This window comes from Alteromonas sp. DYW1, from assembly GCF_059752595.1.
This window is the reverse complement of sequence record NZ_CM186038.1, coordinates 3,109,207-3,125,883: the sequence shown is the minus strand read 5'-3', so window position 1 is coordinate 3,125,883 and position 16,677 is coordinate 3,109,207. Positions and strand designations below refer to the sequence as shown.

General features: G+C 47.7%; 15 protein-coding genes. 7 read left to right on the top strand and 8 right to left on the bottom strand.

What is annotated here, in order from left to right; all coding sequences use genetic code 11:
- Window positions 1-149: 149 nt before the first annotated feature.
- Both AC121Z_RS14080 and ccoG read right to left on the bottom strand, forming a co-directional pair.
- Complete coding sequence (locus tag AC121Z_RS14080) at window positions 150-1,172, bottom strand: serine/threonine protein kinase (RefSeq protein ID WP_498124708.1); 1,023 nt, start codon at window positions 1,170-1,172, stop codon at window positions 150-152.
- The gene (ccoG, locus tag AC121Z_RS14075; protein ID WP_498124707.1) at window positions 1,169-2,602 is read right to left on the bottom strand and encodes a cytochrome c oxidase accessory protein CcoG; all 1,434 of its coding nucleotides are present in this window, start codon (window positions 2,600-2,602) and stop codon (window positions 1,169-1,171) included. The genes AC121Z_RS14080 and ccoG overlap by 4 nt, the downstream gene beginning before the upstream one ends.
- A gap of 223 nt (window positions 2,603-2,825) precedes the next feature.
- On the opposite strand from ccoG, the gene AC121Z_RS14070 reads away from it, so the two are divergent.
- The 3 genes from AC121Z_RS14070 to AC121Z_RS14060 all read left to right on the top strand — a co-directional run bounded on the left by AC121Z_RS14070 (window position 2,826) and on the right by AC121Z_RS14060 (window position 4,555).
- Window positions 2,826-3,197 (top strand): hypothetical protein, encoded by a 372-nt coding sequence (locus AC121Z_RS14070; RefSeq protein WP_498124705.1) that lies wholly within the window; start codon window positions 2,826-2,828, stop codon window positions 3,195-3,197.
- Window positions 3,198-3,331: 134 nt separating this feature from the next.
- Window positions 3,332-3,871: a DUF3016 domain-containing protein gene (locus AC121Z_RS14065; RefSeq protein ID WP_498124703.1), complete on the top strand. Its 540-nt coding sequence runs from the start codon at window positions 3,332-3,334 to the stop codon at window positions 3,869-3,871.
- Window positions 3,872-3,886: 15 nt separating this feature from the next.
- Window positions 3,887-4,555, top strand: a complete 669-nt coding sequence (locus AC121Z_RS14060; RefSeq protein ID WP_498124702.1) for a hypothetical protein — start codon at window positions 3,887-3,889, stop codon at window positions 4,553-4,555.
- A gap of 45 nt (window positions 4,556-4,600) precedes the next feature.
- On the opposite strand, the gene AC121Z_RS14055 is transcribed toward AC121Z_RS14060, so the two are convergent.
- Both AC121Z_RS14055 and AC121Z_RS14050 read right to left on the bottom strand, forming a co-directional pair.
- The gene (locus AC121Z_RS14055; protein ID WP_498124700.1) at window positions 4,601-6,361 is read right to left on the bottom strand and encodes an acyl-CoA dehydrogenase family protein; all 1,761 of its coding nucleotides are present in this window, start codon (window positions 6,359-6,361) and stop codon (window positions 4,601-4,603) included.
- An 86-nt stretch (window positions 6,362-6,447) separates the two neighbouring features.
- Window positions 6,448-6,975 (bottom strand): NUDIX hydrolase, encoded by a 528-nt coding sequence (locus AC121Z_RS14050; RefSeq protein ID WP_498124698.1) that lies wholly within the window; start codon window positions 6,973-6,975, stop codon window positions 6,448-6,450.
- Between the two features lie 112 nt (window positions 6,976-7,087).
- Here AC121Z_RS14050 and AC121Z_RS14045 point away from each other — a divergent pair, with 112 nt between their 5' ends.
- The 4 genes from AC121Z_RS14045 to AC121Z_RS14030 are packed head-to-tail and all read left to right on the top strand — an operon-like array spanning window position 7,088 to window position 12,666.
- The gene (locus AC121Z_RS14045; RefSeq protein WP_498124696.1) at window positions 7,088-8,164 is read left to right on the top strand and encodes an efflux RND transporter periplasmic adaptor subunit; all 1,077 of its coding nucleotides are present in this window, start codon (window positions 7,088-7,090) and stop codon (window positions 8,162-8,164) included.
- A 10-nt stretch (window positions 8,165-8,174) separates the two neighbouring features.
- A complete protein-coding gene (locus AC121Z_RS14040; RefSeq protein ID WP_498124694.1) occupies window positions 8,175-11,297 on the top strand; it encodes an efflux RND transporter permease subunit in 3,123 nt (1,040 codons plus the stop codon).
- Window positions 11,290-12,000, top strand: coding sequence for an HAD-IB family phosphatase (locus tag AC121Z_RS14035; protein ID WP_498124692.1), 711 nt, complete (start codon window positions 11,290-11,292; stop codon window positions 11,998-12,000). Before AC121Z_RS14040 ends, AC121Z_RS14035 begins: the two co-directional genes overlap by 8 nt.
- Window positions 12,001-12,036: 36 nt before the next feature.
- Window positions 12,037-12,666 carry a mechanosensitive ion channel domain-containing protein gene (locus AC121Z_RS14030; protein ID WP_498124690.1) on the top strand — a complete coding sequence of 210 codons (630 nt, stop codon included), beginning with the start codon at window positions 12,037-12,039 and terminating at the stop codon, window positions 12,664-12,666.
- An 84-nt stretch (window positions 12,667-12,750) separates the two neighbouring features.
- On the opposite strand, the gene AC121Z_RS14025 is transcribed toward AC121Z_RS14030, so the two are convergent.
- From AC121Z_RS14025 to AC121Z_RS14010, 4 genes are all read right to left on the bottom strand, one after another.
- Window positions 12,751-13,215, bottom strand: coding sequence for a nuclear transport factor 2 family protein (locus tag AC121Z_RS14025; protein ID WP_498124688.1), 465 nt, complete (start codon window positions 13,213-13,215; stop codon window positions 12,751-12,753).
- Between the two features lie 140 nt (window positions 13,216-13,355).
- Window positions 13,356-13,721: a cupin domain-containing protein gene (locus AC121Z_RS14020; RefSeq protein WP_498124686.1), complete on the bottom strand. Its 366-nt coding sequence runs from the start codon at window positions 13,719-13,721 to the stop codon at window positions 13,356-13,358.
- Window positions 13,722-13,873: 152 nt separating this feature from the next.
- On the bottom strand, window positions 13,874-14,464 hold the full coding sequence (locus AC121Z_RS14015) for a hypothetical protein (protein ID WP_498124684.1): 591 nt from the start codon (window positions 14,462-14,464) through the stop codon (window positions 13,874-13,876).
- Between the two features lie 40 nt (window positions 14,465-14,504).
- A complete protein-coding gene (locus AC121Z_RS14010; RefSeq protein ID WP_498124683.1) occupies window positions 14,505-16,526 on the bottom strand; it encodes a tetratricopeptide repeat-containing diguanylate cyclase in 2,022 nt (673 codons plus the stop codon).
- Between the last annotated feature and the right edge of the window lie 151 nt (window positions 16,527-16,677).

The window sequence follows — 16,677 nt, the reverse complement described above, 5'->3', positions numbered from 1 at the left end:
ATCTAAAACGGGCTCTTTAACAGCAGTATCAAAGGCTTAAGATAAACTCGAATTGATATGAATGAAGTTGACGGGCGCTGTTACGTTTTTGGACTATTCAGCTGCCGCCTTCAGTCTAATTTCAAGCAGCATGGGTTAGGGCATCTAATCTAGTATCCACTCATCAATTTAAGTGGTGCCTCATCAAGCGCGGCTAATTGCTCTTTGAGGCTTAAGATCTGTTGTTCCCAATACTTTTCACTGGCAAACCAAGGAAAGGCTTTAGGAAATGCAGCATCACCCCAGCGTTTGGCCAGCCAAGCCATGTAGTGCACCATTCGCATGGCTCGCAGCACTTCGATTTGATCGAGTTGATCAGTCGCAAAGGTGTGAAACTCTTCATATGCCTCAACCAATACTTCAAGTTGTAATTGTTGTTGCATCCGATCGCCCGACAACATCATCCAAAGGTCCTGGATCGCAGGGCCCATGCGGCAATCATCCAGATCCAGAATGCTCGGTCCATCGCGCCATAAAATGTTGCTGGGGTGGCAGTCGCCATGCAAGCGAATAAAGTTTTGCGCACGAAAACGTCCGGCTGTGGCCTTAACAATTTGCTCAAGAATGGTAAAAAAGGGTGTCTCGAGTGCCGCAGGGATAAACTGACTGTGCTCAAGTTGCTGCATCGGTTCGGTGAGGAATTGCGCGACGCTAAACTCGGCACGATGCGCAAATGGCTTGGCCTTGCCAACGGCATGGATACGGCCAAGATAGCGGCCTACCTGTTCAAGCTGCTCTAAATTGTCAACTTCAAATTGCCGCCCGCCAACAGACGGGAAAAGGCTAAAGCGGTATCCTTGAAAGTGATGTAGCGACGTTGAGTTTATCGCGACAGGGGCAACAACGGGAATTTCCGCGTCCATCAGCTCAGTTGCGAAACTATGTTCCTCCAGAATTTGGGCGTCAGTCCAGCGCTCAGGGCGGTAAAACTTAACCACCCAGCGCGTGCGCTGCTCATCCATAAATTGATAGACACGGTTTTCGTAGCTATTCAGTGCTAGTAGACCTGACTCTGCATAGACCCCAATGCTCTCGAGCGCATTGAGGATCAGATCAGGGGTTAGGTCAGAAAACTGAAAGCCAGCACTTGGAGCGCTGGCTTTGACTGGGGGCGAATTTGAAATAGTGGTCACCGATACAAAAACTTACTGGGTTCTTCAACTTCGATTAGATTACCCTCTGCATCTTGGGTTTGTACATAAAAATCAATGTCGGTTACACGGCCATCCAAGTTTTCTGGCGCAGTAGCAATTGAAATCGGTAAGCTAAATACCTCGCCACCACTGACACTCACTACTTGCTCTCCGAGGTATTCGTACTCTGCTAAGCCTTTCACGGCAATGGTATAAACCCGGTCTTCTTGCGACTTATTAAGGATCTTTAAGGTATACACATTTTCAATGAGACCGGCGTTATTTTCGCGGTAGAGTGAATTTCGGTCTCGAATGATGTCAACTTCAACCGACGAGCGCGTTAACATTTCGAACGCGAGTAATCCCGTCATGACTACCAAAACAATCGCATAACCAATCAGTTTGGGTCTGACAATATGCGTGGTGCCACCCTTCAGTTCATGCTCGGAGGTGAAACTGATGAGCCCTTTAGGGTAATCCATTTTTTCCATAACCCCGTTACATGCATCCACGCACGCACCGCAGTTAATGCACTCGTATTGCAAGCCATTGCGGATATCGATACCGGTAGGACAAACCTGGACACACAGGTTGCAGTCAATACAGTCACCGAGGCCTTTTTCAGCGAGTTCGCTATGCGGCAGTTTACGCGGTCTTGGGCCACGTTGTTCACCGCGAGTTGGGTTATAAGCCACGGTAAAAGTGTCTTTGTCGAACATGGCTGATTGAAAACGCGCATACGGACACATGTGGGTACACATGATTTCCCGCATCCAACCGGCATTCCCATAGGTGCACACGGTGAAGAAGATCACGGAAAAACCGGCCCAGAAGCTGGTGCCAAAGGTGAAAAAGTCAATAAATAACTGGTCAATGGGAGTAAAATAACCGACAAACGTGAGAGCTGTCAGTAATGCAACGGCTACCCAAGCGGTGTGTTTCAGGGTTTTGCGCCAGAACTTATCAAAATCCATGGGGCGCTCATCCAGTTTCATTCGTTTATTGCGCGGCCCTTCAATCTTTTCTTCAAACCAAATGTAGATAAAGGTCCAGGTTGTTTGTGGGCACATGAAGCCGCACCAAACCCGACCCGCAAATGTAGTGACAAAGAACAATGCGTAGGCGGAAACGATTAACAACCATGCCAATAAAGTAAGGTCTTGCGGCCATAAGGTTAGACTAAATAGGGTGAAGCGTTGCTCTGCGATATCTAATAAGACAGCTTGACTGCCGTTATACTGTAACCATGGGATAATGGCGAAGATACCCAGAAAAATGAGACCAAAAAAGCGGCGAATATTCTCAAAAGTACCCTCAACGGCGCGCACATAGATACGACTGCGCGGTGAATAATTTTCACCCTGATTACTTTTCTTTGGTTTGTGGACTTTTACCGGTGTGACGTCTTTAACCGGAATCTGACTGTTCATGAATTGCCCTTAATCACAGTTTGAAGGCTACGCACTCGCGTATGATACAGCGCTAAGTATACCTAATTGTGAGGCTTAAAAGTTAACTTAGATCAATTTTTATGAGTTATTCTCCGGATACTCAGGCGTTATTGTTTTGCATACCCAAGTATGAACAATTGGATTTTTTTGTGGTCATAACCTGCGTATTGTGGCAATCCATGAATAACCCACTGTGAACATTATGTTTAAGGCATTTATTGTTTTCATCGAAGTCGTATTGCTAGTAACTGTGTTACGCACGCCGTTTATGCAGTATTGGCTTGGTGACATGCAAGATACCGTCACTGATTGGATGACAGTGATTGCAGAGATCCCTGACAAGCAGGAAATCTCACAATTATACAATAACATTCAGCCAGCGGTAGGCGGGATGACAGATAGGCAGCGCGAATATCTTGAAGAAGTCATGCGCAACCGGCAATCTGTCGAGCACTTTCACCGTAATTACTGCGTGAATGGTGATATGAATCCGTTTATCTACGGCACCAGCTTGCGCGTGGTGTGCCGAGAAATGACTCAGTCTGCGCTGCTTTCGATGCAGCGCGCGAGCTAAATCCAGTCGTCATTCGTTCCTTCTGCCAAAATTTATTCAGCCCCAGTTCATACACTTTAACTAAACTTTATTTGACGCTAAGAGTCTGACAGTTAGTGTGTTAGCTATTCAGTAAACTGGTTACAGGGGCAACTATGAAATTTTCTCGTACGCTATCCGTATTATCGTTGGCAATTTTGCCATTAACATCACTCGCTGGTGAGCAGCCAGTCGCTGAAAAAGTTGCAGTCGAATGGCAGTCGCCGGAAGACTATACCGATGTGCGTCCGGCTAATGAGACGCGCAAGCGTTTTATGGAAAACACGTTTCACCAATTTGAGCAACACTTTGCCAAGTTAGCAGAACGACTGCCTGAGAACGCCACGTGGAAGATTACCGTAACCGATGTGGATCTGGCTGGTCAGGTATGGCCGGCGTCTTTTGTTGGTTTAGGGCAAGGCGGGCAAGATGTGCGTCTGATCAAAGACATTGATATTCCGCGGATGTCCTTTTCCTATGAATTAGCATCAGACGGTGAAGTACTTCAGAAGGGCGAAGTGGAACTTAAAGACATGGGCTTTTTACAACGCTCCATCCGCGGTGCCAGTTCGACGGCGCTGCGTTATGAAAAGCGCATGTTAGATGAGTGGTTTGCTGACGAATTCGCGCAATATATAGCGACGGCTAAAAACTAATCCCCGTCCGTTGCTATGACCCTGCGGCAATGGGCACTGTTCAGTGCGATTATTCCAACGCTGACAGTGCATATTACTTGGGTGACCGCAGCGTCGACTCAGGCGCTGGAATGGTGTAATCCTTATTGGTCGCATTGTCATTCGATCAGTGCGACTGGCCGTGAAGTCCCTCAATTTTATCTCTTTAAACTGCTTATGTTGCCCGCAGCAGCCTGTATGGCAATGTATTGGCGGGCACTGGCAGCTTGGCTACAGAAGTTGGCTGCGCCTCGGCGCCACATCGCGGTTATCCGGCTACTTGGCTATAGCGCCTGTGTTGCGCTGTGTATTTATACCTTAACTTTGGGTGCTATCGGTGACACATGGCAAGTACCAAGACGCATGGGCGTGGTCGGGTATTTTGCCTTCACCGCATTCGCGCATTTATGGTTGCTACGATTAGTTACCGCGCCTAATGTTGCGCAAAACGTGTGGCAGCTAAGCCGCCAATGTTTGTTTTGGGTGACAACAGGACTGTGGTGCCTAGGGATCACCAGTGCGATTTTGGGATTTACATGGTCGGGTTACAGCGATTGGGATAATGCCTTTGAATGGTGGTTTGCAGTCCTCATGGTCAGTCAGTTTGTGTGTGTTGCTGTTTTACCCAAGCGCCATGTAAGCATTAACTCAGCAGAGATTAGATAAGGCCCGAATTGCTCCGAGCCTTATCAATGCGTTCAACAAGTCAATTTACAGATAGTCGAATTCGCGGTCATCGACTGCGGTTAAGTCTTCTGCGCCGGCAACTAAGCTGGCTTTGTGCATATCTTTACGCGGTAGTAAGCGTTTAATATAAAAGTCACGGGTTTTGACTTTGCCGGCCGCCAGTGCAGCATTATCGGTCTTAACCGCGGCATCGGCCATGCTGTACCACAATACGCCAAGCAATACGTAAGCAGTGTAATTCAGATAATCACAGGCTCCACCCGCAATATCTTCTGGACTGTACGCAAGGATCTGCTCTGACAGTTCGCGCCACTCGCTAAGTAAGGCCTGCGCACTAATCCGTGCACTGTCATCCTCAATCGCGTCTGTCAACTTAACAAATTCCGCGTGGGTTGCGCGCATCATTACGCCGCCACTGCGAGTGAGTTTACGGCCGATAAGATCGACCGCTTGGATCCCATTGGTTCCTTCGTAAAGCTGGGCTATGCGAGCATCACGCATTAATTGCTCCATACCCCACTCGCGTATGTAGCCGTGCCCGCCGTAGACTTGGATACCGTGATTGGCTACTTCTAAGCCAATATCCGTCATAAAGCTTTTACACACAGGGGTTAAGTACTGTAGTACATGCTCGGCCTGCTGTTTGGCTTCACCCTCAGAATACTTCTCTACGTCCATGGTTTTCGCGTATATCAACGAGAGTGCCCGACACCCTTCAGCGAACGCTTTTTGGGTTAATAGCATGCGGCGCACATCTGGCTGATGAATAATCGCATCGGCTTTGTCATTCGGCTGCTGGGCACCTTGCGGGGCGCGCGATTGCAGACGGTCACGGGCATACGCTAGGGCACCTTGGAAAGAGGCTTCACACACGCCAAGCCCTTGTAATCCAACTTGAAAACGCGCGTCGTTCATCATGGTAAACATGCATGCTAAGCCTTGATTAGGCTCACCGACCAACCATCCTTTGGCACCATCGTAATTCATTACACACGTGGGACTGGCTTTGATCCCCATTTTCTTCTCAATACTGCCTACGCTTACAGCGTTGCGTTCACCCGGTTGGCCACTAGCATCAAGCAAGAATTTGGGCACTAGAAACAGACTTATGCCTTTTACTCCCGCAGGTGCGTCAGGCAAGCGTGCTAACACCAAATGAATAATGTTACTGCTCCAGTCTTGATCACCACCAGTAATAAAGATCTTGTTACCCGTAATCGAATAACTGCCGTCGGCTTGCGGCTCAGCCTTGGTGCTTAACAAAGCCAGGTCCGTGCCAGCCTGTGGCTCGGTGAGGTTCATCGTGCCAGTCCATTCGCCAGAAATTAATTGCGGCAGGTATTGGGCTTTTAATTCATCCGTCGCGTGTTTAGTCACCGCTAAAACCGCGCTCTCGGTAAGCATGGTAGTCAAACGCCAGCTCAGGTTGGCAGAATTCAGCATCTCATGCACTGGCACGGCCGCGGAGTAGGGTAAGTCTTGCCCACCAAAATCCGGATCACCCAGCATGGCATTCCAACCATTTTGCACGTAGTCCTGATAAGCATTAGCAAAACCCGCTGGCGTCGATACATTGCCGTCGACTAACTGACAGCCCTCTTCGTCACCTTCGCGGTTGAGCGGCGCAACAACTTCTTCAGCAAACTTTGCACCTTGATTAAGTACTTCCATAACCAATTCAGCATCATAGTCGCTAGCGCCAATCGCTTGATAATGCGCGTCAATTTGTAACCAGTCACGAAGTAGAAATTGAAAATCAGTGATTGGAGCCTTGTACTGCGGCATAGCCACCTCCGAATAAATTCAAACAAGCGTTTTAATTTTGCCATTATACGGCAAATTGGTCCGATTAGTACGCGTTTATTTGTATTTTAGGATTTATTCTTTTGCTGTTGTTGAGCGATGACGAAGGCATCTTTAATTTCGGTGACCTGTTCAACAAAGCGCCATTCACGTGCAGGTAAGCTGAAAGGATCATGCCATTGCACCGCCAATACTTCGGTTTGCGCCCAAAATGGCACTGGCAGCGTGGCATATTTTTCCGGCCCCAATCCGCTCTGCTCGGCGCATTGGAACAACGTGAGCCCACTGTCGGTGGTGCCAAGATAATGCTCGACACTGACATTCAGCCCAGTTTCCTCGAAGGTTTCCCGATGAGCTGCACACGCTAAAGATTCGTTGGCTTGCGCGCCACCGGCGGGAATATCCCAGCGGCCCGTGAGTCGGTGTTTGATCAGCAGCAATTGTTGCTCAGCCACGATTATGCAGCCTGCCGTTTTACTGGCGGGTGGCGTTAGTTTTATGGCGCTTCGACATGCGGGTGGATGCGGTGTCGGATCACTACAACCGAGCAGCAAAACCAAGGTTAAAAGCGGTAAACAACTAAATCTTGCGGACAAATGCAATCCTATTGAGCATAAAAGCAGTACAATACTGCAACTTAAAAAGTATGGCTTTGCTTATTTGTAAAAGCACGCCGATACTCTACTAATAAATACTATCAGGATCACTATGGCTCGTGCATTTCGTATTTCACCTTTGCTAGTAGGTGCTATTTTGCTGGCAGGCTTTCTGGTTTACATCAATTGGCCGCAACTGATGGGCTGGTTGGGCATGGCAGAGACCCAGCAACAGCAACGTCGTGGGGGCGCCACGCCAGTTATTGCTGAAACCGTGAGCATTCAGCCCTTCGCTATCGTGATTGAGGCTTTGGGCACTGCGCAAGCCAATGAATCGGTAGAGTTAACAGCACAACAGGCTGAGGTTGTGACTTCAGTGGTCTTTGATGACGGTGATCAGGTCGCGCAGGGAGACTTGCTGGTTGAATTAAATAATCGCGCGGAAAAGGCGCGTTTGAATGAACTCGAAATAAACCTCGCCGAGGCGAAACGTCAGCTCAAACGCATTCAAGGGCTTGCTAAGGAACGAGTGGCCTCACAGCAGTTACTGGATGAGCAACAGGCGCGCGTGGATGCCTTGGAAGCTCAGCTGGATGTCGCGAATGCTGCATTGAGCGAATTACAAGTGGTAGCGCCGTTTAGTGGTACGCTAGGGATCCGACAAGTCAGTGTGGGCGCGCTTGTGCGTCCTGGAGATGTTATCACTACATTGGATGATATTAGCCGGGTTAAAGTCGATTTTAGTGTTTCTGAAGCGTATTTGGCATCGGTCGCTGAAGGACAAAAAGTAACAGCGACGTCAGTTGCCTATCCTGAGCAAACCTTCAATGGCGAGATATCCAGTATTGATGCGCGCCTTGATCCCGTTACACGCTCCATTCAAGTGCGGGCAATTATTGATAATCCTGAACGTCTATTGCGACCGGGCATGCTGCTGCAAATTACCGTGCAACGTAAGATGTTAGAGGCAATCGTGGTCCCAGAGAAGGCTTTAGTTCCGATTCAGGACAAGCAGTTTGTCTTCGTAGTTAACGGTGACAAAGTGACGTCAACTGAAGTCAAAGTGGGCGAACGCCGTCCCGGGCGGGTACAGATCCTGTCAGGTCTGCAACCAGGTCAACAGATTGTGACTGAAGGTACGCTGCGATTACGAGATGGTGCAGCGGTCAATGTGCTCAATGCCAAATAGGGGCTAATGTATGTGGATCTCTGATACTTCTGTAAAACGACCGGTCTTTGCGTCGGTCGTTAACTTGCTGCTGATCGTGTTTGGTCTAGTCGCCATCTCGTTATTATCATTGCGCGAATATCCGGATATCGACCCGCCGATCGTTTCGATATCCACCAATTATCCGGGCGCGTCGGCGAATATCGTCGAAACTCGGATCACGCAAATTTTAGAAGACCGCATCAGTGGTATTGAGGGGATTAAAAACATTACCTCAACCAGTCGCAACGGTCGCTCGAATATCAATATTGAATTCAAATTAAGCCGCGACATTGATGCCGCCAGCAATGATGTGCGTGAGCGGGTGAGTCGAGCGTTGAATAACCTGCCTGATCAGGCTGATCCGCCTGAAGTGTCAAAGTCGAATTCAGATGAAAACGTGATCATTTGGTACAACTTGCGCAGCACCAATCTAAATACCATGGAGCTAACCGACTATGCACGGCGTTATATCGTTGATCGATTGTCGATTGCCGAAGGGGTTGCCCGCGTGCAGGTTGGTGGCGGTCGCGACTATGCCATGAAAGTATGGCTGGATCGCAATGCCATGGCGGCACGTGGTGTAACGGTAGCTGATATTGAACGGATTGTACGCTCAGAAAATGTTGAGTTACCGGCTGGACAGGTGGAGTCGGCAGACCGAGATCTGGAGGTGCGCGTTGCGCGCACGTTCTTAACCCCCGATGATTTTGCCAACTTAACAGTGGCTGTAGGGAATGACGGTTACTTGGTGCGCTTGAAAGAAGTGGCCCATGTAGAATTGACCTCGGTGGACGACAAAACTGATTTCCGCGGCGATGGCGTGAATATGATTGGTTTGGGGATTGTAAAGCAATCGAAAGCCAACACGCTTGAGGTTGCGCGTTCTGCTCGCGAGGCCATTCAGCGCATTGAGGATACCTTACCGGAGAATATCTTCATTGTACCCAGTTATGACTCTTCGGTGTTCATCGAAGAATCCATAAACGAGGTTTACAATACCCTAGGCATCGCCATGTTTATGGTGATCGTGGTTATCTACGTGTTCTTGGGGAATGTTCGTGCCACCCTAATCCCCGCGGTAACTGTGCCTGTTGCACTTATTTCAGCGTTCACCGTGATGTATATCATGGGGTTCTCTATCAACCTGTTAACCTTATTAGCTCTGGTGCTGGCGATTGGCTTGGTGGTTGATGACGCGATCGTTGTGCTCGAGAATATTTATCGTCGCATAGAACTGGGTGAACCCCCAATTTTGGCTGCTTATCGCGGTGCCCGAGAAGTCGGCTTTGCGGTTATCGCTACAACGTTGGTGCTGGTCAGTGTGTTTATGCCGCTGGTTTTCTTGGAAGGGAACATCGGGCGTTTATTTACTGAGTTCGCCATTGCGATTGCCGCAGCAGTCGTTTTCTCAAGCTTCACTGCCTTGACACTGTCACCCATGATGGCGTCTAAGTTACTGCAAAAGCGTGAGCGCAGCTCTGCGTTTGGACGCTTTGTGGATCGTAATTTCAAGAAGCTGGAAAACAACTACTTTGAGAGCTTAAGCAAAACCTTACATCAGCCGCTATTGATGACCATCTTATTGTTATTTTCTGTGGTCGCTGTTTACCAGCTGTATAAGTTGGTGCCGGAAGAGTTTGTACCGCGTGAAGATCGCGGTAACTTTTTCATTCTGATGCAAGCCCAAGAAGGTGCTAGTTACGAGAGTAACTCAGCCAATCTGGCCAAGATCGAAGAGATCTTATTGGAATACCGCGAATCTGGTGAAGCCCAACGTGTATTGGTGCGTACACCCGGCTTTGGCGGCGGTGCAGGGATCGCGATTGTTGGAGCGGCTAATTGGGACGAACGTAAACGCGATACTTTTGCCTTGATGAATGAAATCAGCGGGCGTTTAAGTCAAATTCCAGATGTCAGAGCTTTTGCCATCATGCGCAGCTCGATAGCCGGACGAGGATTCGGGCGGCCGGTGCAATTTGTATTGCAAGGCAACACGTATGAAGAGCTTGTGGAGTGGGCAGATACGGTAGTAGCGAAAGCGGCGGAAAATGAAAATCTAGTCCGCCTCGATACCGATTATAAAGAAACGTCACCGCAATTGTTGGTCAACATTAACCGTGACCGCGCGGCGGACCTCGGGGTATCTATTTCCGACATTGGTCGCACCTTGGAAACGATGCTGGGGCAACGTCGGGTTTCGACCTTCCTCGACCGCGGTGAAGAATATGATGTTATTTTGGAGGGCGATGAAGATGATTTTCGCAGTCCGCGTAGCATCGATAATCTCTATGTTCGTTCGCAACGTACCGGCCAATTGATCCCGATGGATAACTTGTTGACGTTTGAAGAGCGGGCAACGTCTGCGCAATTAAACCGCTATAACCGAATGCGCGCCATTACCATCAGTGCGAACCTAGCGGACGGCTATACGGTGGGTGAAGCCTTGGCCTATTTGGAAAACATCGTTGCTACTGAGCTGCCTGATTCGGTATCCATCGACTACAAAGGCGAGTCACAGCTATATCAAGAATCTGGTAACTCGTTTATTTTCATTTTCGTGTTGGCACTGGCAGTAACCTATTTAGTCTTGGCCGCACAGTTTGAAAGTTGGATCCACCCTTGGGTCATTATGCTCACCGTGCCACTCGCCCTATTAGGCGCCTTTATTGGGTTGTATGTTGCTGAATTGAGTATCAATATTTACAGCCAAATTGGACTGGTGATGTTGATTGGTTTGGCGGCGAAGAACGGCATACTCATTGTTGAGTTTGCCAACCAGTTACGCGATGCGGGCGAAGAGTTTGAAATGGCTCTGCGCAAGGCTGCGAGTATGCGACTGCGCCCAATTGTGATGACTGGTTTCACCACCGTTTTCAGTGCCCTGCCACTGGTCTTGGCATCCGGTCCTGGCGCAGAGAGCCGCGAAGTGATTGGTATGGTTATCTTTGCCGGTGTTATTGTTGCAACCTTTATGACGCTGTATGTCGTGCCCACCGCGTATGCATGGTTTGCACGCAACACCACATCACCGCTTGAGCGAACGCAAAAAGTTGAGCATTTGCAGGAAGAAATTCCCTACGACAAAGGCAAAACTGAAGGAGCCAATGGCTAATCTCAAAGAACCAACAAAGCAACCGGTGGTTGCTTTGTTTGATCTTGACTACACGCTGATCTCGGCTGATTGCACCGCACATTGGTTGCGCTTTATGTTAACCCGCACGTGGCGACGTAAATTATTGATTAGCATGCTAATGCCATTTATCCATTTGGCCAGTAAAGCGAACGTTGCACAGGCAAAACGCAATTCTATTTACTTGTGGGCAGCCACGGTAGGGCTTGGACATAAGCAGTCTTTAACCTTGCGCCGTCAAGCCGCCCGTTTTGTGATCGAGCAACAGCGTGTAAATGCCTACCCGCAAGGTCGGCAAGCTCTTGAATGGCATCGTCAACAAGGCCATCAGGTCATTGTCATTACGGGCGCCCTGCGTTGGCTCGCGCGGGATATTTGCCGTGCATTGGGTTTAGAATATGATGTGTTGCTGGGCTCAAGTGATAGATCATACTTGGGTGGGCGTATTAGCGACGTTTTTTGCTACCAAGAAAATAAAGTTAAATTACTTGAAGAGAATGGCTATTTAGCAGGCCCTCAAGTTAGGTATGGCTACTCAGACAGTGCCGCCGATATTCCCTTACTGCAAATCTGTCAACACCGTTTCTTGGTGAACCCCAAACCAAAGTGTTATGATCATTTCCAATCTGTATTAGGCGACTCTACCACCACATTACGTTGGACACTTGAGTGCACAAACGCCTAATTTTTCTTGCGTTAACCGATCGGCGGTAGGAGCTTTATGCTTAATTCACCTTGGCTAAATCAACTCACCCAATGGTTGACTGCGTATCAGTCGCATTTGATTTGGTCTGGTGTCTTACTGATTGCCTACACCATAGTTACGCGGTTAGCCCTGCCGTTAATTGAACGCAAAGTCATCAGCTCTAAGTTCAAAAGTGAGGCCGCCAAAAAGGCTTATCATATCATTCGCTTGATCGTTGGCATTGTTACCGTGTCCGCGCTTTTAGTCGTGTGGGGGATAGACTTTAGCGGTTTACTGCTGATCTCCACGTCACTGCTTACGTTAACCGGTGTTGCGCTATTTGCCAGTTGGTCGTTATTGTCAAACGTTACGGGTTATTTTGTCTTGTTGTTTCAACCGTCATTTCGCCGTGGCAACTACATACGCATTATCGACGGTGACAATTATATCGAGGGATACATTGCTGACGTTACTTTGTTCAGTGCCAAATTGATCACCGAAGAGCGGGAAGTGATTGTTTATCCGAATAACCTGTTACTAACACGGCCAACAATAGTGAATCCGCGCAGTCGCTTATCATCGATTGGTAAAATTGGCCATGAACTTGTGCTTCAGGAGCGCACGCCGCCAGTTGTAACGCCAGTCGATAGCCAGCTTGAAAAGTAGTCTACGTTCAGTATTGCTAGTCAATGCAATAGAGCATTTATTTAAATTAAGATCATCGAGTTAAATCGCTAAAGGGGTGATCCGTTACAGCGTCTCTTTGGTCATAAATATTTCGGCTTCTAATTCCCAACCATTAGACTTCGAATTGAGTCGCCATTTGGCTGTGTAGTTACCTTTGAAGCGGACTTTTTGTTTATCTTTACCCGTCCAATGACCTAACTCCATCGCCATGTTGCCCGCAGGATTAACATTTACACATGCTGTTTGACGGTGATAAATTAAACGTTCATTTGGCTTAGTAAAGTCTTCTGCCCACACATCCAGTTGTTCTTGCTCACCATTAAATAGCAGGCTGTCAGAACCTGTTACTAGGGTTACGTTAGTGGCTAGAACTGATTTGATGTCATCGATGTTGGCATTGACGATAGCGCGATTGAATTTATCACGTTGCTTGAGCACTTCTTGCGCCGCGGCGCCATTTTGGCATTCGAAATCGGCATAGCAAGATAGGCTGGCCGAGCAAAGCAGAAAGGTAAAAAAGCGCTGCATAGTTCTCCCTTGTTCGTAGCAAGTTAGCAATTGACCTTTAGACGTTAGAGCAAAATCTGACAATATCAAAGAAATTGGGCTTCCTCATACTGTTTGCCAGTACTGCCCGTTTCTTCTTTTATGGCTTTAGGAGCTGTACATTACACCCAAAGATCATTTTGGGCTGTTAGCTCACCACCTGAATCACCAGTATTAACAACACCTTTGGGTTCAACAAGCATGATCTTACATTCACTGATAGCAACTGGCTTATGTTCTACCCCTTTCGGGATAACAAACATTTCGCCTGAATTCAGAGTCACCCGACCTTCCCGGAATTCTATATTAAGGCTACCTTCCAAAACGATGAAGACCTCGTCTGTATCAGGGTGATTATGCCAAACAAATTCGCCTTCAACTTTTACTAATTTAAATTGATAGTCATTCATTTCTGCAACAACACGCGGAGACCAATGTTGAGAAAATTTCGAAAACTTGTCCTTAAAATTGATAGCATCAAGCTTCATATTGACTCCATATATTCATAAACAGCTAATCGCCTATTACTGAGCATTCATAGTAACACTGATTGCCAGTGAAGAACTAAAACCACTATTTTTAAGAGGGAAAAGCAAGATCCATTCGATTGTCTTGGAATGGATATAGAAAAGGGCGATGATTATTTAGCGGCAACCAATAATTTCAATAACCAATAATTACATCCAATGATCATGATCCGACCAAGCCACATGCAGGCGGTGGCGAGTCCTTGATCATAGGCAAGCAGTCCAGTTTCATTCAGCAGGTAATGCCAGTCATGAAATCCATACGGTGCAGAGTGTCCGAAATTACCGCCCAAAAGAGGTAAAACACCGGCGCGTGCATCAGCGATGTACGGCGCAATATCAAGGCAATTCAGTGCAAACCACCAGGCACAAACGGCGGTTGCGAATGTGTCGTGGCGATGGCGATAAAATGCGTAACAGAATATCAAAGGGATGATGAGTTGCCCCAAGGTTCCGCCGAGTGATCCCAGGAATTGTCCAAACATGCCGAACAATAGATGTCCAGCTTCATGAAATGGCAGAAATATTAAATGGACCCAGCGGAAATAGTCAGACTGATAGACGTGCTTAACGTCGAGACTAATGAAGTGAATTGAAAGTAATCCAATCACCCCCAGCAGTAGGGCATGTGGCCACCAATGCGCTGACATTGTTTGACTCGGAGTGGTGAGCCGTTGCCAAAAGTCGATGACTGAAAAAGACATAATTCCTCGTTGCGCAAGTTAACGCTATCAAACACGCAGTCTAAGGTTTAGCAATGGCCAACGTTATCGCCTTTTTCGTAGCTAATTCTTGCAGCGCATCCACAGTTGATGGCAGGGGATAGTTCAGATCGTGGGCGATATCACTGACCCCAACCCAGGTGTTTCGCCCAGCGGTTTTTGCCGCATACAAGCAACTATCAGCAATGCTAAATAGATCCTGCATCACGCTTTCACTTTGGCTATTTTGACTCAAAGGAAAGCACACAAAACCGACGCTGCAAGTGAGCCTTTGTTTTGTGGTTTGATCAATAGTAAAGGGTTTGCTCTGCATATCATGGATTAAGCGATCAGCAATAGCTGACGCTTTTTCCCGGTCAATGAAGCGTGCTGCTGCGACAAATTCTTCTCCGCCCCAGCGCACCACATAGTCAGAAGCCCGGAAAACGGCTTGTACGCGGCTGGCCGTTTGCTGTAACACCTGATCACCAGCAACGTGTCCAAACGTGTCGTTTACTGCTTTGAAATTGTCGATATCAATTACGAAAATACATAGATCAGCCTCTTTGGGTGGCGTTCCTCGTTGCTGCGCAGACTGATACTTACGCTGCACAGTTTGGATATCGGTTTCAATTTGATGTTCAAAAAAACGTCGGTTTTTTAATCCGGTCAGCTTATCAGTCAGGCTTAACGCGGCTAACTCTGCATTGGCCGCCTGTAAGTCTGCCGTGCGGCTTTGTACTTCGTGCTCTAGCTTGCGGGTATATCGCGCCTGCATCATTCTTGAATAGACTAAAAATCCAATCGCCAGCATTGCAATAAAGCCCGCCAGCATAAATTGCTGCTTTACTAATCGTTGCTCTGCCTGAACCCGCTCAAGTGTTTGTTGTTGCTCCAGCAGGGCAATTTGATTGGCCCGACGAACAAACTCTGTTTGTGCTTGGGTGCTAGCAATGGCTGCAACGCGCTTTTGATTGAAGAGCTCGTCATCCAACGCTTTCTGACGTTTCAGTGCAGCATAAGCAACGGTAATATCACTTTGTTGTTCGGAAACGATAACCTTCAATGCCAATAACTGGGAAACTTTGTGCGCTTCGTCAATCGATTGTGCAAAAGGTAGCGCTTCTTCAATAAGTAACAGGGCCTCAGCAAAGGCTTGCTTGGCGGTTAATATCTCTATTTTTAATAGATAAAGATCCATTAATAAACTATTGTAATTATTCGTTTTTGCGTTACTGATCAATTCGTTTGTGAGGGTCTCGGCGGCAGTGATGTTACCTTCTGCAAAACTCAATTCAGCCAAACCAGAGCGCGCCCAGTCGATGTCTCGCTGCGCTTCTATTTGCACAAACAAATCATATGCACGTTGTATAAATTCGCGTGCCGGAGCGTAATTGCCCATCTGCATGTTGACGAAACCAATCTTATAACTGCTATAGGCGATATCCTTGAGGTTGCCGTTAGCTTCATCTAGCAGCAATGCTTGTTGAAAGTAGTCCAATGCGAGCGCAAGGTCGCCCATGGTGCGCCGTATATCACCCAGATTATACAGTGCAGAGGCGATGCCGGCTTGGTCGTTAAGGCGATAGTTAGCTTCAAGTGCTTGTTGATGATAGGTCACGGCTTCATCAAATTGCCCCATTTTCTCTAACACGACACCAATACTATTGTGCACTGACGCGAGCTCGCGCTCGCTGTTGTTCTGCTGAAATAATGCGAGTGCTAAATATAAATATTCTAACGCAACCGAGTAGTTCGCTTGATAGCGATAGGTAAGACCCAGCTGTCGATACGTACGCCCCAGCGCGGTTTCATCAGCCAAATCTTGATATAAATTTTGCGCAGCGTGAAACCATTTTTGCGCGTCAGGGTAAACATTACGCTCCATGGCATTGCGACCGAGTTGGTACAGAGCATCTGCTTGTTTTTGCAGATCGTTGGTTTGCTTACTTTCCTGCAATAATTGTTGGGCGAGCTCCTCCGCTACGACTAAATTGCCATCAGCTCGCGCTTGCTGCACTTCAGTAATAGTCGAAGCGAAGCTGAAATTCCAGTTTAACGTCATCGCTAAACCAAGGCAGATAGCCCTGCGTAAGCCGCTAGAAAATAGACCCATAAGTCGCAAAACAGACAGAATTTGATAGTGAATGAACTGTAGTGTAGGTCAATTGCTGGCGTTGATAAACTGATTCCAGCAATTGCTCTTTTACATCGCG

Bases quoted from the DNA above. Each gene is read 5' to 3' on its own strand.
- AC121Z_RS14070 (WP_498124705.1), top strand. From the start codon at position 2,826: ATGTTTAAGGCATTTATTGTTTTCATCGAAGTCGTATTGCTAGTAACT.
- AC121Z_RS14055 (WP_498124700.1), bottom strand. From the start codon at position 6,361: ATGCCGCAGTACAAGGCTCCAATCACTGATTTTCAATTTCTACTTCGT.
- AC121Z_RS14015 (WP_498124684.1), bottom strand. From the start codon at position 14,464: ATGTCTTTTTCAGTCATCGACTTTTGGCAACGGCTCACCACTCCGAGT.
- AC121Z_RS14025 (WP_498124688.1), bottom strand. From the start codon at position 13,215: ATGCAGCGCTTTTTTACCTTTCTGCTTTGCTCGGCCAGCCTATCTTGC.
- AC121Z_RS14020 (WP_498124686.1), bottom strand. From the start codon at position 13,721: ATGAAGCTTGATGCTATCAATTTTAAGGACAAGTTTTCGAAATTTTCT.
- AC121Z_RS14030 (WP_498124690.1), top strand. From the start codon at position 12,037: ATGCTTAATTCACCTTGGCTAAATCAACTCACCCAATGGTTGACTGCG.
- AC121Z_RS14010 (WP_498124683.1), bottom strand. From the start codon at position 16,526: ATGACGTTAAACTGGAATTTCAGCTTCGCTTCGACTATTACTGAAGTG.
- AC121Z_RS14035 (WP_498124692.1), top strand. From the start codon at position 11,290: ATGGCTAATCTCAAAGAACCAACAAAGCAACCGGTGGTTGCTTTGTTT.
- AC121Z_RS14060 (WP_498124702.1), top strand. From the start codon at position 3,887: ATGACCCTGCGGCAATGGGCACTGTTCAGTGCGATTATTCCAACGCTG.
- ccoG (WP_498124707.1), bottom strand. From the start codon at position 2,602: ATGAACAGTCAGATTCCGGTTAAAGACGTCACACCGGTAAAAGTCCAC.
- AC121Z_RS14040 (WP_498124694.1), top strand. From the start codon at position 8,175: ATGTGGATCTCTGATACTTCTGTAAAACGACCGGTCTTTGCGTCGGTC.
- AC121Z_RS14045 (WP_498124696.1), top strand. From the start codon at position 7,088: ATGGCTCGTGCATTTCGTATTTCACCTTTGCTAGTAGGTGCTATTTTG.
- AC121Z_RS14065 (WP_498124703.1), top strand. From the start codon at position 3,332: ATGAAATTTTCTCGTACGCTATCCGTATTATCGTTGGCAATTTTGCCA.